Annotated in this window: 12 protein-coding genes; 8 read left to right on the top strand and 4 right to left on the bottom strand. The window is 70.9% G+C overall.

The features are described from left to right. The first annotated feature begins 27 nt into the window (after window positions 1-27). The 3 genes from FU260_RS22105 (at window position 28) to FU260_RS22115 (ending at window position 2,740) form a co-directional block, all read left to right on the top strand. Window positions 28-1,059 carry an acetylxylan esterase gene (locus FU260_RS22105; protein ID WP_147919013.1) on the top strand — a complete coding sequence of 344 codons (1,032 nt, stop codon included), beginning with the start codon at window positions 28-30 and terminating at the stop codon, window positions 1,057-1,059. Between the two features lie 53 nt (window positions 1,060-1,112). Further along, entirely contained in the window at window positions 1,113-1,919 is an 807-nt protein-coding gene (locus FU260_RS22110) for an SDR family NAD(P)-dependent oxidoreductase (RefSeq protein ID WP_168211910.1), read from the top strand. Window positions 1,920-2,113: 194 nt separating this feature from the next. Further along, window positions 2,114-2,740, top strand: a complete 627-nt coding sequence (locus FU260_RS22115) for a VOC family protein (protein WP_147919015.1) — start codon at window positions 2,114-2,116, stop codon at window positions 2,738-2,740. 6 nt (window positions 2,741-2,746) lie between these two features. Here the strand turns inward: FU260_RS22115 and FU260_RS22120 are convergent, their stop codons facing one another. The 4 genes from FU260_RS22120 to FU260_RS22135 all read right to left on the bottom strand — a co-directional run bounded on the left by FU260_RS22120 (window position 2,747) and on the right by FU260_RS22135 (window position 8,155). Beyond that, window positions 2,747-3,811, bottom strand: coding sequence for a winged helix DNA-binding domain-containing protein (locus FU260_RS22120; RefSeq protein WP_147919016.1), 1,065 nt, complete (start codon window positions 3,809-3,811; stop codon window positions 2,747-2,749). Between the two features lie 212 nt (window positions 3,812-4,023). Next, a complete protein-coding gene (locus FU260_RS22125; RefSeq protein ID WP_147919017.1) occupies window positions 4,024-5,442 on the bottom strand; it encodes an aldehyde dehydrogenase family protein in 1,419 nt (472 codons plus the stop codon). After that, on the bottom strand, window positions 5,439-7,448 hold the full coding sequence (locus FU260_RS22130; RefSeq protein WP_147919018.1) for an enolase C-terminal domain-like protein: 2,010 nt from the start codon (window positions 7,446-7,448) through the stop codon (window positions 5,439-5,441). The genes FU260_RS22125 and FU260_RS22130 overlap by 4 nt, the downstream gene beginning before the upstream one ends. Then, a complete protein-coding gene (locus tag FU260_RS22135; RefSeq protein WP_147919019.1) occupies window positions 7,445-8,155 on the bottom strand; it encodes a GntR family transcriptional regulator in 711 nt (236 codons plus the stop codon). Before FU260_RS22135 ends, FU260_RS22130 begins: the two co-directional genes overlap by 4 nt. Before the next feature lie 90 nt (window positions 8,156-8,245). Here FU260_RS22135 and FU260_RS22140 point away from each other — a divergent pair, with 90 nt between their 5' ends. The 5 genes from FU260_RS22140 to FU260_RS22160 all read left to right on the top strand — a co-directional run bounded on the left by FU260_RS22140 (window position 8,246) and on the right by FU260_RS22160 (window position 14,334). Beyond that, on the top strand, window positions 8,246-9,139 hold the full coding sequence (locus tag FU260_RS22140; RefSeq protein WP_147919020.1) for a carbohydrate ABC transporter permease: 894 nt from the start codon (window positions 8,246-8,248) through the stop codon (window positions 9,137-9,139). Then, window positions 9,136-9,960, top strand: a complete 825-nt coding sequence (locus FU260_RS22145; protein ID WP_147919021.1) for a carbohydrate ABC transporter permease — start codon at window positions 9,136-9,138, stop codon at window positions 9,958-9,960. Before FU260_RS22140 ends, FU260_RS22145 begins: the two co-directional genes overlap by 4 nt. 72 nt (window positions 9,961-10,032) lie before the next feature. Further along, the gene (locus FU260_RS22150) at window positions 10,033-11,313 is read left to right on the top strand and encodes an ABC transporter substrate-binding protein (RefSeq protein ID WP_147919022.1); all 1,281 of its coding nucleotides are present in this window, start codon (window positions 10,033-10,035) and stop codon (window positions 11,311-11,313) included. A gap of 108 nt (window positions 11,314-11,421) precedes the next feature. Then, window positions 11,422-13,575 carry a family 78 glycoside hydrolase catalytic domain gene (locus FU260_RS22155; RefSeq protein ID WP_147919023.1) on the top strand — a complete coding sequence of 718 codons (2,154 nt, stop codon included), beginning with the start codon at window positions 11,422-11,424 and terminating at the stop codon, window positions 13,573-13,575. A 57-nt stretch (window positions 13,576-13,632) separates the two neighbouring features. After that, a complete protein-coding gene (locus tag FU260_RS22160) occupies window positions 13,633-14,334 on the top strand; it encodes a dienelactone hydrolase family protein (RefSeq protein ID WP_210418152.1) in 702 nt (233 codons plus the stop codon). The last annotated feature ends 102 nt before the right edge of the window (window positions 14,335-14,436 follow it).

Below are 14,436 nucleotides of genomic sequence, written 5' to 3' on the forward strand. Positions count from 1 at the left end.
GTGCTCGGGCAGAGAAGAAGGAGTCCCATGACGACCGTGACCACCGGTCCTTCCACCCGTCAGTCCACCGCAGACCAACGGCCACCGTTCGAGGAGTGGTTTCCCGAGGCTCCGATGGACGCCACCTACGGCTACGGTCTGGAGGCGCTGCTGCAGGTGTCCGCTCCGGCGCCGCCGGAGGACTTCGCCGAGTTCTGGCAGAGTCTGCAGGCCTCGGCCCGTGCGGTCCAGCCCGCCCCGGAGCTGGCTGACTATCCGATGCTTGCCCGGGCACACACGCTGCACCGGGTGGACTTCACCAGCCTCGGCGGTCTGCGCCTAGGCGGTTGGGTGGCGCTGCCGAAGGACGGTCCGGTGCGCGTGGGTGTGGTGTTCAGCCACGGTTACGGCGGCCGGGAGGAGCCGGACCTGGCCGGCATCCCGGACGATGCCGCGGTGATCTTCCCGGTGGCGCGCGGGCTGCCGGCGGTGAGTCTGATGCCGCAGGTGCTCCGGCCCACCGATGGGCACGTGCTGGAGGGCATCGAGAGCCGGGACAGCTATGTGCTCGGCGGCTGCGCGGCTGATCTGTGGTGCGCGGCGAGTGCCCTCACCGAGCTGGTCGGGCAGGTGCCGCTGGTGTTCGTCGGCGGGAGCTTCGGTGGCGGTCAGGGGGCTCTGGCCCTGCCCTGGGATGACCGGTTCGTGGCCGCCGCACTGCGGGTGCCCAGCTTCGGCCAGTACGACATCCGGCTGCACCTGCCGTGTACCGGCAGCGGCGAGCGAGTGCGCGAACATGTGGCCCTGCACCCGCGGGCGCGGGAGGTGCTGCGCTACTTCGACGCCGCCACCGCCGCCGGCTTCCTGCGGGTGCCGACCCTGTTCGGGTGCGCGCTGTGGGACCCCTCGGTGCCACCGCCGGGGCAGTTCGCCGTGTATAACGCCGCACTGGCGGCGATCGGAGATCGGGCACGGCTCCAGGTGCTCAGCGCCGGGCACGAGACGTACCCGAGCGAGGCGGCCGAAGGCGCGGTGTGGCTGCGCGGGGTGCGCACGCTGATCAACGAGGCGGGCCGGTGAGCCGGTCGACTTCCGGCAGTGCTGCTCCAGCGGCGGGTGCTGATACTCCAGTGGTGAGTGCTGCGGTTTCGACTGGGGGTACTGCGGTTTCGGCGGCGGGTGCCACCGACCGGACAGGCGGCGCTGCGGTGCCCGCACCGGTCGCGGTGATCACCGGCGGTTCGGCGGGTATCGGGCTCGCTGTCGGCGCCCGGTTGCACCGGCTCGGCTACCACGTGGTGAGCCTGGCGCGGCGGCCGACCGATCCCGGTATGCCGTGGCAACCGGCGGAAGAGCACGAGGTGGACGTGGCCGATGCCGGCGCGGTCGCCGCAGTGGCCGACCAGGTCCGAGAAACGCACTCCGGCGTGGACGCCCTGGTCACCTGTGCCGGGATGGTGACCCGCGGTGACCTGCTCGCCACCTCCAGTGCCGACCTGGTTCGGCAGGTGGAGGTCAACCTGCTCGGCACGATGCACAGCTGCCGGGCGTTCGCACCCGCCGTGCAGCAGGCCGGAGGCGCGATTGTCACCACGAGCTCCTCGATCGCCACGAACCCGCAACCCTCGGCGAGCGCATACGCGGCGGCGAAGGGTGGGGTGGAATCGTTCAGCCGGGCGCTGGCGCTGGAGCTGGCACCGGTGCGGGTGAACGTGGTGCGACCGTCGCTGGTGGATACCGGCATCTGGGTCAGCGGCGGCCTGAGTACCGAGGACTATGCGGGCCTGATCGTTAAGCGCGGTGCGGAGTACCCGCTCGGCCGGGTCGGGCGCCCGGAGGATGTCGCGGCCGCGATCACGTTCCTGCTCTCCGCCGAGGCCGAATGGATCACCGGAGCGGTACTGCCGGTAGACGGCGGCGCAGACCTCGTCGGCCGCTGAACCGAGGTGACCGGGTGACCGGGTGACCGGGTGACCGGGTGACGGGGCAACTGGGGGGACCAGGTGACCGGGTGACCGGGCAAACGGGGCGACCGGTTCGGCAGTTCGCCGGCTCAGGCGATACCCGGCGGGAGCACTACTCAGCGCAGGAAGTATCGCTTGAGTCGATTCAATGCGAGAACTAGGCTCGGAGCATGCCGATCGAGCTCGACCACCTCGTCTATGCCGGCCCGGACCTCGCCGCGCTCGTGGCGCAGGTGCGCACCAGCACCGGCATCGCCCCGCAGCCGGGCGGCAGCCACGAAGGCCGCGGTACGGCGAATGCACTGCTCGGGCTGGGCGCCGGACGGTACCTGGAGCTGCTCGGGCCTGACCCTGATCAGGGCGATCCCGACCGGCCGCGCCCGTTGCGGGTAGATGAGGTCTCCGCGCCCACGGTGGTGGGCTGGGCGGTGCGGACCCCGAGCGTCGATCACCTGGTCGACTCCGCCCGGGCGGACGGCTACGACCCGGGACCGGTAGCCCCGATGAGTCGCCGCACCCCGGACGGCGATCTGCTCAGCTGGCGCCTCACCCCGCCCGAGGGCGGATTCGATGGTGCTGTCCCGTTCCTGATCGACTGGCAGGACAGCCCGCACCCTGCCGAAGGGCTGCCGACGGTCTCACTGAACGAGGTGGTGATCGCCCACCCCCAGGTGACGGACGTCCGCACGGCGCTGACCGCCGTCGGTGCGTTCGACCTGATCCGGCTGGAGCACGGCGACACCTTCCGGATGAGGATCGTGCTGGACACCCCGGACGGCCAGGTCACGCTGGGCTGACCGGGCTCAGGGCAGCCGGGCGTAGGCCCGCTGCACGGACGCCTCGGTGCGCGGACCGAGCGGGCGGAACGCATCCACCTCGAGCTGCCGCTTGGCCGGCGTGCCACCACGCCGCCACAAGCCGATCACCTTGCCGGTCTTGACGATCGTGGCGCGGAACACCCCGTTCCCGCCGGGCACCAGCTCGTCGATGCGGGCGGGTGGCACCGCGAACGTGCGGTCGACATAGCCGAGGATGAACTCGTCGAACCCCGGCAGCAGCATCAGCCGGCGGGCCTCGCGCCGGTACTCGGCGAGCAGCTCCGGCACGGCCGGGTCCAGATAGTAGGTGTCGCCATCGATCTCGCGCCGTTCGAGGCCGCCGGCGCGGGCCAGTGCGGGGCGGACCATCCCGAGCGGCAGCCCGAACCAGCGGGCGGTGTCCCGGTCGGTCACCGGTCCGTGACTGAGCACGTACCGGCGAACCCATTCGGTCAGCCCCTCCTCCGGGTCGAGAGCGCGCGGTCGGGGCACCCAGTCCGTGAGTCGGACCACCTGCTGCCCGTCCCCCGACATCGGCCCGAGTGCCACGGCCCCCGATCCGCAGAGCAGATGCAGCAGGAACAGCCCGGCCCGTGGTTCGCGCACCAGTCCGGCATCTGCCCAGTGCGCATTGAGCTCGGCACGGGTCAGTCCGTGACCGCCGGCCAGCACCCGCTCGGCTACCTCCAGAGCCCGGGCGCGGGCCCTGGAGAGGTCGTCGATCCCGAACTCCGCCATCCGGGTACGCAGCCCGGTCTCCATCCGCGGCCCCGCGATCGACATCATCCAGCCGGCGTCCTCAGCGGGGACGAGGTGCAGGGTGCCGCGCATCGGCCAGGTCCGCACGATCCGGCCCTCATCCAGCGCAGCCCGCACACCGCTGCTGGTGCCGCCAGCCACGCGCAGGGCGACGGAGGTGAGCGCTCCGCGCAGGTCCTGTGCCTGCACGGCGCCGAGGTGCCGGACCGCTTCCGCCGGTGTATCCCAGCGCGGTCCGGCGAGGCGCAACGCCACCAGGCGCAGCAGGGCGATCTCCTGGTTCACAGCCATCGGGTCAGTCTGTCCTGCAGCACCGACATCCGGCCCGCTCTTTTCCACCTGGCTGCCGGGATGAATCCATTCATTCGTCACCTGGCGCAAGGGCTCGACACCGCGGATATCGACCCGGCGGGCGCGGTGTCGAACCGCCTGCACCTCCGCTGCGGAGTAGGTATCACCCCGCGCGCGGCCCGCCTGGTCCGTCACGCTTCACGCATCGCGCTTCACCGCGCGACGGCGATGGTCTGCTCCTCTACAAACTCCAGGTAGCCGCTCATTCCGCCTTCGCGCCCGATACCGCTGCCGCCGAAGCCGCCGAAGGGGACCTCCGGGGTGTTCGGGGCGCCGTTGTTGATGCCGACGATGCCGACTCGGAGGCGTTCGGCGAGCTGCTCCGCGGCCGCCAGGTCGGTGCCGCAGACGTACCCGGCCAGGCCGACGCCCCAGCCGTTCACCTCCGCGACGACCGCATCCTCGTCGTCGTAGGAGCGCAACGCCAGCACCGGACCGAAGACCTCCTCGTCCCAGAGCTGGGTGGGCCGGTCGCAGGCAACCAGTGCGGCGGGCAGGTACGCGTCGCCGGCCGGACCGTCCTGACCGCGGACCACCTCGGCGCCGTCCGCCTCAGCCTGCGCGAGGAGGCCCCGCAGCCGCTGGGCGGCGGCGTCGTCGATCATCGGCCCGAGGTCGGTCTCCGGATCCTCCGGCGCCCCTGGCCGCACCGCGCCGATCCGCTCGGTGAGCAGGTCCCACAGCTGCTCCCGCAGCGAGGAGTGCACGAACACGTTGTTCGCCGCGATGCAGGACTCGCCGTTGTTACGCAGCTTGGCGACCATCAGGTGCTCCACCGCGTCCGCGAGGTCCGCGTCCGGACGAATGATGAACGGCGCCTTCCCGCCGAGCTCCAGCACGGTCCGGGTAAACGAGCGCGCGGCGCGCTCGGCGACCAACCTGCCGATCGCCGTCGAGCCGGTGAACGTGACCGCGGCAACGTCCGGATGGTCGATGAGGGCGTTCGCCAGCTCGGGGCCACCCATCACCGCGCCGATCACGCCGGGCGGAAGGTGTCGTTCGCAGATGGCCACCAGCCGGTCGGCCGAGACCGGGGTGCGCTCGCTGGCCTTGAGGATGGCCGGGCAGCCTGCCGCGATCGCGGCGGCAACCTTCCGGGCCGGGATGGAGACCGGGAAGTTCCAGGTGCCCAGGGCCGCGACCACGCCCACCGGGTGGTGCCGGACCTGGAACCGGCGACCCGGTGCGGTCCGCCCACTCTCGATCTCGGCGATCGCGGCAGCCTCGGCGAACCAGTCGAAGTATTTCGCCGAGCCACCGATCTCGCCCTGCGCCTCCGGCAGTCGCTTCCCGGTCTCCGCGCAGACGATCGCGCCGAGCTCCTCGGTCTCGGCGCGCAGATCGGCAGCGATCGCGCGCAGGGCCGCGGCCCGGTCACGCGCCGGTGTGGCGGCCCACCCCGCAGCTGCCTCCCGCGCCGCACCGACAGCCCGGTCCACAGCGTCGGTGCCGGCCCAACCGGCCTCCGCGATCACCTGCCCACTATCGGGCCGCGGCACCGGGTGCGGCTCACCCGGTTCGGTACGTCCGGCGATGCGGGCACCGGGAAGGGTGGTGGTGGCTGCGGTCATGGGGCACTCCTGTCTGCGGTGGCAATCTGTAGTGCGGCGACCCGGTCGTGGTCCAGGTCCCCGACCAGTCCGGGAGCACGTGCGGCGAGGATCTGCCCAGACTCGTCCAGACGGAAGCCGTCACCCACGAGCGTGTCCCGGAGCGGGTTCGAGCGTACGTCGAGCTCCACCCATTCTGCCGACCGTTGGCTGGTGGCGAGCGCCAGCGACGCGCGCAGGCCGATCGCGCCGGCGTACCAGTGCGGGCTCAGCCGGCTCCGGGTACCGACGAGCGCGGCCGCGAGCCTGGTCGCGACAGTGATGCCTCCGGACTTGGCCGGGTCCGGCTGCACCTGGTCGACCCCGGGCACGTGGGCGAGCGCGGTCAGCTCGTTCAGCCCGTAACAGTTCTCCCCCGCGGCCAGCGGCATACCGGTGCTCAGATGCAGCTGCTCGAGGGCATCGCGGCCCGGGTCGAGGAGCGGCTCCTCCAACCATTCGATCCCCTCGTCGGCGAGGATCAACGTCTGCTGTGCCGCCTCGGCCGGCGCCCAGGCACAGTTCGCATCGGCAAACACCCGCGCACCGGGCGCGTGCTTGCGGATCGCAGCGATCGTCGCCCGATCGGTCTCGTCACCGAAGCCCACCTTCGCCTTCACCGCGCGAATCCCGCGCTCGACGGCCAACGCGCACAGCTGCGGCACGTCGGTCGGGCCGACACCACTGGCATAGACGGGAGCGGACGGCCGCACCTGGCCGAGCAGCTCGCCGACCGGTAGGCCGGCCAGTCGGCCGCGCAGGTCCCACAACGCCAGGTCGACGGCGCTGATCGCCTGCCAGATCGGCCCTCGAGCGCCCCACTGCCGCCCCACCCCGGAGAGCCTGGCGACCAGCCGGTCGAGCACGTCGGCCGGATCGGAGACGTCGGTGCCGAGCAGCACCGGGGCAACGCCTTCGAGCAGGGTCGCCATCCGTTCGGTCGCCGCCCACTCGGGATAGTTGATCCAGCTCTCGCCGTAGCCGACCTCACCGCCGGCGTGCACCTCGACCAGGCACATCCGGCGTTCGGTCAGCCGGGAGAAGGACATCGGGATCGGCTCCGCCAGCGGGGCGGCCAGGATCCGGACGACCACCCGCTCGGCGAGAAGTCCCGTCATCGAGAGCTGTCCGAGGCCGACCGGTAGAACTCGAGGACCACGCCCGGTGTCCTGCCCGCCGTGGCCGAGGTCCGCGGTCGCAGTGTTCAGCGTGTCGACGAGCTCGGCGACCGGTGCCGGTGCGCCGACCTGCCGGGCCAGCTCGAGTGCCAGCCGGTTGTCCTTGGCGAGCAGGTCGAGCGCGAACGCGGGCCGGTAGTCCCCGGCCACCATCTTCGGGGCGATCTCCCGGAACAGGTTCGACACGGTGGCCGCGCCGGAGTCAGCGACCGTGCGCACGAACACCTCCGGATCCAGTCCCGCCGCAGCACACGCGTGCAGCACCTCGGCCGTCACCGCGTTGATCGCCCCGAACATCAGGTTGTTCAGCACCTTGATCGTGGACCCGGCGCCGACCTCTCCCACATGTGGCACCGCCTTGGCGACCGGTCCCTGCAAGAGATCCCGCACGCCGTCGACCGCCTCTGCTACCCCACCAGCGGGCAGGGTCCACCCGCCGATCTTGTCCGGCCGGCCGAGAACCGGAGCATCTACATAGGCGACGCCGCCGGCGGCAAGCTGCGCGGCGGCCTCCCGGGCGCTGCCGGGGTCGATGGTGGACAGGTCTGCCACCACCACCCCGGCGCGCTCGGCGAGCGGCCCGGCCGCGACCTCGAGTACGTGCTCAGGACGCGGCAGCGAGAGAATCACGATCTCGGCGCCGTCGAGCGCCTCCGCGGCACTCTCGCTGACGGCGACCCCCTCGGACAGGGCAGCTCGGCGCGCCCGCTCCGACAGGTCGTGTCCGCGCACCTCGTGTCCCGCGCCCACCAGCGCGGCCGCCACGCGGCCACCCATCGTGCCCAGCCCGAGGACTGTTGCTCGTGTCATGCGTTCCCCTCCTTCTCGTCGCCCTCGTCCGAGGCGGCGTGCAGGCTCTCCCGGAGCCGCCGGATGTGTCCGCGCGCCACCTGTTCGGCACTCTCCCCATCCCCGGACCGGATCGCGTCCAGGATGGCCCGGTGCTCGGCGAGCGCGACCGGCGGGCCCCCGCCCCGCCGCGACGTCGTCGCCATCGCCAACCGGATCTGCCCCTGCAGCCGGCCGAGCGACTCGGTGAGCCGTTCGTTGCCGGCGGCCTCCCGGATCCGGTGGTGGAACTCCCCGTCGAGACGAACGTGCGCAGCAGTGTCACCTGCCTCGACGGCCTCGGCGTGGGCCGTCCACAGCACATCGAGCCGGGCCAGCGCCGCCTCATCGGCCCGCTCCGCAGCGAGCCGGGCGGCCAGACCCTCCAGCACTTCGCGAATCGCGTAGATCTCCGCGAGCGCCTCCGGGTCGATCCGGCTCACCACAGCGCCACGGTGCGGCACGTAGTCGGCGAGCCCGTCGTGCTGGATCCGGGTGATCGCCTCCCGCGCCGGGCTGCGACTGATGTCCAGCCATCGCGCGACCTCGGGGACGGACAGCTTGCTACCCGGCGGCAGTGCGTGGCTCAGGATCGCGTCCCGGAGCACGCCGTAGGCCTGGTCTGCCAACCCGTTGCCACGGGCGACGAGACCGGGTTCGGCGCCGGGACCCGCCAGTGGATTCGTCATCCTTGCCTCCTTGCTGCTCCGAAGATTACATGTAACATGCACCGGAGCACAACGAGGTAACCCATCCGGCAGCAATCAAGGGAGCAGCGCGTGGCCCGATCGGCAGCGACCCGGCGTCGTCGCGGCCAGTTCGTGCCCTGGTGGTTTGCGCTGCCCGCGATCGTGGTCTTCGCCGTCTTCATGATCTGGCCAAGCATCGACGGCGTGATCCTGGCCTTCCAGGAGTGGGACGGGGTATCCCCGGAGCGCGTGTTCGTCGGCTTCGACAATCTGAAGGACGTCTTCAGCCACCCGGTCGCGTTCGGCGCCGTGGCTCGCACCCTGCTGATCGCCTTCGCGCTCCTGGTGACCCGAAACCTGTTCGGCATGCTGCTCGCCCTCGCCCTGAACACCCGGGTGCGCAGCCGCCTGCTGCTGCGCACCGTGTTCTTCGCCCCGGCTGTGATGTCCAGCGTGGTCCTCGGCTACACCTACAAGTACCTGTTCTCCCCCTCCGGCCCGGTCAACGACGCGCTCGCCGGCCTCGGCGTCACCGAGCTGCCGAACTGGCTCGGCGACCCGGAGCTGGCCATCTGGGTGATCATCCTGGTGATCTCCTGGCAGACCGTCGGCTCGACGATGGTGATCTACCTGGCCGGCCTGCAAGCGGTGCCCCAGGAAGTGCTGGAGGCTGCGAGCATCGACGGTGCCGGCGCCTGGCGCCGCTTCTTCAACGTGTCGTTGCCGTTCCTGGCACCCGCGATCACGGTGAACATGGTGTTCACGCTGATCACCGGGCTGCGGGTGTTCGACGACGTCTACGTCCTCACCGGAGGTGGCCCGGCGAACCAGACGCAGACGATCTCCACCTTGCTCGTGCAGGAGGCGTTCGAGTTCGGCAACTACGGCTCGGCCGCCGCACTCGCGGTGGTGCTGAGCCTGCTGATCGCGGTGCTGACCGCAGTGCAGTTCAAGTTCCTGCGACGCCAGCGTGGGCTGTCATGACCCATCGCTACACCTGGCGCACCGGTCTGCTGGAGCTCGGCATGATCGCCGCAGCCGCCGTGTTCGCCATCCCGTTCTACGTCATCATCAACCTGGCGTTCCAAGAGCCGCACTCGCAGCAGTCCGCGATGGTGCCTACGCTGCCACCGAACTTCGAGTCGCTCGGCATCGCCTGGGGTGCTGGTGGGCTCGGCGCCGCCCTGCTGAACAGCATCGTGGTCACCGCTGTGTCCAGCGTGATCGTGATCGCCGAGGCCGCACTCGCCAGCTACTACCTCGCCCGGGCGACCAGCAGACTGTCCCGGATCGCGTCCGTGGCCTTCATCGGCGGCCTGATGCTGCCGCTGCAGCTGGCGACGCTGCCGCTGTACGTGATCGTGCGCAACCTGGGTCTGATGGGCACCCTCTGGGGGCTGGTGCTGGTCTACTCGGCGCTGTTCCTGCCGTTCTCCATCTTCCTCTACACGATGTTCCTGCGCGCAGTGCCGATCGAGTACGAGGAGAGCGCCCAGCTGGACGGGTGCGGGCCGCTCGGGGCGTTCTGGCATGTGGTGTTCCCGATGCTGCGGCCGGTGACCATGACCGTGCTGATCCTCAACGGCATCGGCATGTACAACGACTTCTTCACCCCCTTGCTCTACCTGTCCGGGAGCGGGCAGCAGACGGTGACCGTCGCGATCATCTCGTTCGTCGGCGTCTACGTCACCCAATGGCCGGTGGTGTTCGCCGGCATGCTGCTCGCCTCCGTCCCTGTACTGATCGCCTTCATCGCGGCACAGAAACAGATCATCAGCGGTTTCGCCGGCGGCCTGAAGGGCTGACGGCATCCCGGCGCCGACCGGCACCGGACCATCCACACCAACCGGACCTTCCACACATCAGGAGACGCGACAATGAAGCGCAGCACTCTCACCGCAGCCGGGGCGGCGGCAGCCGTCCTCGCCCTGGCCGCCTGTACCAGCACCCCGCAGGGTCCGGACGGCGGCGAGGACGGGGGCGACGGCGCCTCCGCCACCCTTTCCTTCCTCTCTCCGTGGACGCAGGCGCAGACCACCCCGATGATCGAGGCGTACGCCGAGGCGAACCCGGACATCGAGATCAACGTCACCTACGTCGCCGGGAACGAGAACGCCCAGCAGCTGCTCACCACCCAGCTCGCCGCCGGGAATGCCCCGGACGTGTTCTACCTGAACCCCGGCGCTGGGTCACCGACCTCTGTCGGCGTCCTCGCCGAGGCCGGATACCTGCTCGACCTCACCGAGGAGGAGTGGGCCGGCGATCTGGAGGAGCCGTACCGCAGCTTCCTCAGCCACGAGGACTCGGTCTACGCCTACCCGTCGACGATCTTCGGGATCGGCGCGATCTACAACCAAGGCATGCTGGACGAGGCGGGCCTGGAGGCACCGCAGACCTGGACCGATCTACTCGCGTTCTGCAGCGACGCCAGCGCGGCCGGGACTCCGGCATTCACCCTCGGCGCCGGCGCGGCCTGGATCAACGCCTTGATCCCCTACGCCCTGGCCGCCACCCTGGTGGACAGCGTGGACCCGGAGTTCGAGGCGAACGTGGGCTCCGGATCCGACTTCAGCCAGAGCGAGTGGGTCACCGCCCTGGCCCAGCACCAGGAGATGGTCGACGCCGGCTGCTTCCAGGACAGCCCGACCGGTACCGACGGGCCCACCACCTGGCAGGTGGTCGGTCAGGGGGAGAGCTTCGGCGTAGTCACCGTCGGTGCTCTGCTCTCCGAGATCCAGGCGAACGCACCGGAGGACACCGAGTGGGTGATGCACGCGCTGCCCGCCACCGATGACCCGGAGCAGACCACGATGCCGGTGAGCCTGTCCTCCACCGTCGGCGTGAACGCCGCCTCCGACCAGAGCGAGGCCGCACTGGACTTCGTGAACTGGCTGTCCGAGGGGGAACAGCTCGCTCAGCTCGCCGGGCTGCAGGCCGGTGCCGTGCCGACGATCGCCAGTGACGAGTTCGACGCGCCACCATCGGTCGCGATCGTCAACGAGCTCTCCGCGGCCGACCGCACCACGCCGGTGCCGGATCTGTACTGGCCGAACGCGGAGGTGCAGGCCGCCCTGCACGCGGGGGTCCAGGGCATGCTCCTGGGAGAGCAGACACCCGAGGACGTGACTGCAGCGATGCAGGAGGCCGCCCAGGGATGAGGAACCACCTGTCCGGGTCAGCACCCCCGGCAGGCAAACCCCGGACCGGGCACCAGCGGGGCAACACCCCGGCCCGCCACCCCGGACCGGGCACCACGAGGAGGACGCTTGAATCCGATCGACGCCGGCGCCAGCTGGATCACCTCGGCCGCGCAGCACGCTAACCGCCGCGCGCTGCCGGTCCTGGCGGCAGTCATCGACGTGCCCGACGGTCTGGCCCGCGCCACCCTGCACGTGGCCGCCCTGGGTGTGCTGCAGGTACGGCTGGACGGCGCCGAGGTCACTGACGATGTCCTCGAACCGGGCTATGCGGACTGGCGCCGCAGCGGCGAGTACACCGGCTGGGAGCTGGCCCTCACCCCGGGCCGGCACGTGCTCCGGTTCGATCTCGGCGGCGGGATGTACCGCTCGTTCGCCGAGGACGACCGGTGGATCAAGGTCCACCAGGACATCGGGGACATCGCCGTGGCGGCCGTCCTGGACCTCGAGCTGGCCGATGGCACCATCCGCCGGATCTGCACCGACCAGACCTGGGCGGGCACCACCGGGGCAACCACCACCTCCAACTGGGTGGGCGGAGAGGACTACGACGCCTCGCTGGAACCGGACGCCACGATAGGCGGCCTGGCCACCTGGCCCTGCGCCGTCGACGCTCGTGTCCCCCCTGACCTGCGGCTGGAACCGAAGCAGACATTGCCGATCCGGGTGCAGGAGACGCTGGCTCCGAGAACGCTCACCCGGCACGGGCAGCAGTGGATCGTCGACTTCGGCCAGAACGTGGCGGGCTGGCCTGAGCTGGACCTACCCCCGGGCAGCAGCGTCCGGTTGCGGCCGGCCGAGCTGCTCCAGGCCGACGGCGGAGCGGACGTGCGTACGCAGGGCTGGGGTCCCGTACGGCACGAGGTGGATGCGGGCGCGGCCGGGTGCCGGTGGCACCCGGCGTTCATGTACAACGGTCTGCGCTACCTCGAGGTCACCGGGCTGGATGCGCTGCACGCCGACCAGGTGCGCCTGCACGTGCTCGCCGCGGACGCCCCGGCTTCCAGTGCGTTCACCAGCTCGGACCAGCGGCTGAACGACATCTGGGCGCTCACCCGGGCGGCGATCCGGTCGAACATGATGTCGGTGTTCACCGACTGCCCGCAGCGGGAGAAGCTCGGCTACCTGGAGCAGATCCACTCCTTGCACGACCTGCTGGTGCGCAGCTACGACTGCGGCCCGATCTTGGACCGGATGCTCCGACTGGCGGTCGATGCCCAGCGCGAGGACGGCTCGATCGGCCTGTACGCCCCGGAGTGGGAGGACCCCGGCGACCCGTGGCGCGGCGACCCGAACTGGGGCGGGACGGTGGTGCTGCTGCCACTGGCCCGATACCGGCACACGGGGCAGCTCGCCGGCCTGGAGCTCGCTTACCCGGCGATGCTGCGCTACATCGACTTCCTGCTCGCCGACCGGGACTCCGACGGCATCCTGCGCTACGGCCTCGGCGACTTCAACGGCGCCTCGACGAAGAAGTTCCGGTCCATGCCGCTGGTCTCCACCGCGACCCTGGTCAAGCTGCTGCAGCGGACCGCGGAGGTCGCGGCGCTGCTCGGCCGGCCGGAGGAGGCCCGGCTGCAGGCCGACGCGGCAGCGGTGGCCGCCGACTTCCACCGGGCGTTGGTCGCACCGGATGGCCGGATCGGCACCGGCACCGTTGCCGAATGGGTGGTGGCACTCGATGCCGGACTCGCTCCTGAAGGGGCGATCGAGGAGATCGACCGGCTGATCCGTGCCGCGCCCGGGATGCCGGACGTCGGCGCCGTGGTCCTCACCCTCCTGGCCAGCCAGCTGGCCCGCGCCGGCAAGCACGAGACGTTGCTGGCGATCACCCGGGTCACCGCGGCGCCGAGCTATGGGTACATGCTCGCCCACGGGGCCACCGCGCTCACCGAGACCTGGGACGGGCCGACGTTCGGGTTCAGCCAGAACCACTTCATGAATGGTGCGATCGCCACCTGGTTCCACGAGCATGTCCTCGGCATCCGGCAGCGGGAAGGCACCGTCGGCTGGACCGACCCACTGATCGCCCCCACCCCGGTGGGCGACCTCACCAGCGCCGCCGGGCACTTCGACACCCCCACCGGGCGCGTCCAGATCTCCTGGCAGCGCTCGGACGACCACTTCACGATCGAGGGCCAGGCGCCGCAGGCACTCGTCCGCCTGCCCTCCGGGGCCGAGCACCACATCTCCGGGCGGTTCCGCCTCGCGGAGGAGCACTGAGGATCCGGCACCGCGAATCCGGCACACGGCCCGATGCCGACCAGGCAGACTGGCACGGTGAGCTCCGACATCCTCACCCTCCCGACCGAGTCCGGCGACCTCCCGGTGCAGCGCTGGCTTCCTCCGGCCGGAACCGGCCCCGGTGTGCTTCTGCTGCAGGAGGTTTTCGGCCTCAGCGACTACGTCCGCACCCGCGCCGCCGACCTCGCCGAGGCCGGTTATGTGGTGTTCGCGCCCGACCTGTACTGGCGGCTGCCGGACGCGCAGGTGGCCGAGGACGACGTCGCTCGCGGGCTGGAGCTCGCCGGACAACTTCCCTGGGACGACGCGCTGGCGGACGCGCGCACCGCGATGGATGCGCTCCGTGCCGCGCCGGAGACCACCGGCCAGATCGGTCTGGTCGGCTTCTGCTATGGCGGCGGGCTCGCGTTCAACCTCGCCGCTCAGACAGTGCCGGACTCCCTGGTCAGCTACTACGGGTCCGCACTGCCCACCCTGCTCCCGCTGGCGCGGGAGGTGACCTGCCCCAGCCTGCACCACTTCGGCACCGCGGACGAGGTCATCCCGCTGGAGACCGTGGAGAAGATCCGAGACGCGGTGACCGCCGGTCACCGCCGCGTGCAGTTCTTCACCTACGACGGCGCAGGTCACGCCTTCGACAATCCGTCCCCGGCCGCCCACCACGAGCAGGCATCCGCGCTGGCCTGGCAGCGCACGCTCGCCTTCCTCGGCGCGCACCTGAGCCCTGGCCAGGCCTAGCGCCAGGAACGCCCCGCCACCGCCCGGGACTGCGGCCCTTCGCCGCGACTGGACAAGATCCGTTGGCGAGATGCGATGTGGGCAACAGTTTCGGTCCAGTCG

Origin of the sequence: Ruania zhangjianzhongii (assembly GCF_008000995.1) — a bacterium.
Lineage (GTDB): Bacteria > Actinomycetota > Actinomycetes > Actinomycetales > Beutenbergiaceae > Ruania > Ruania zhangjianzhongii.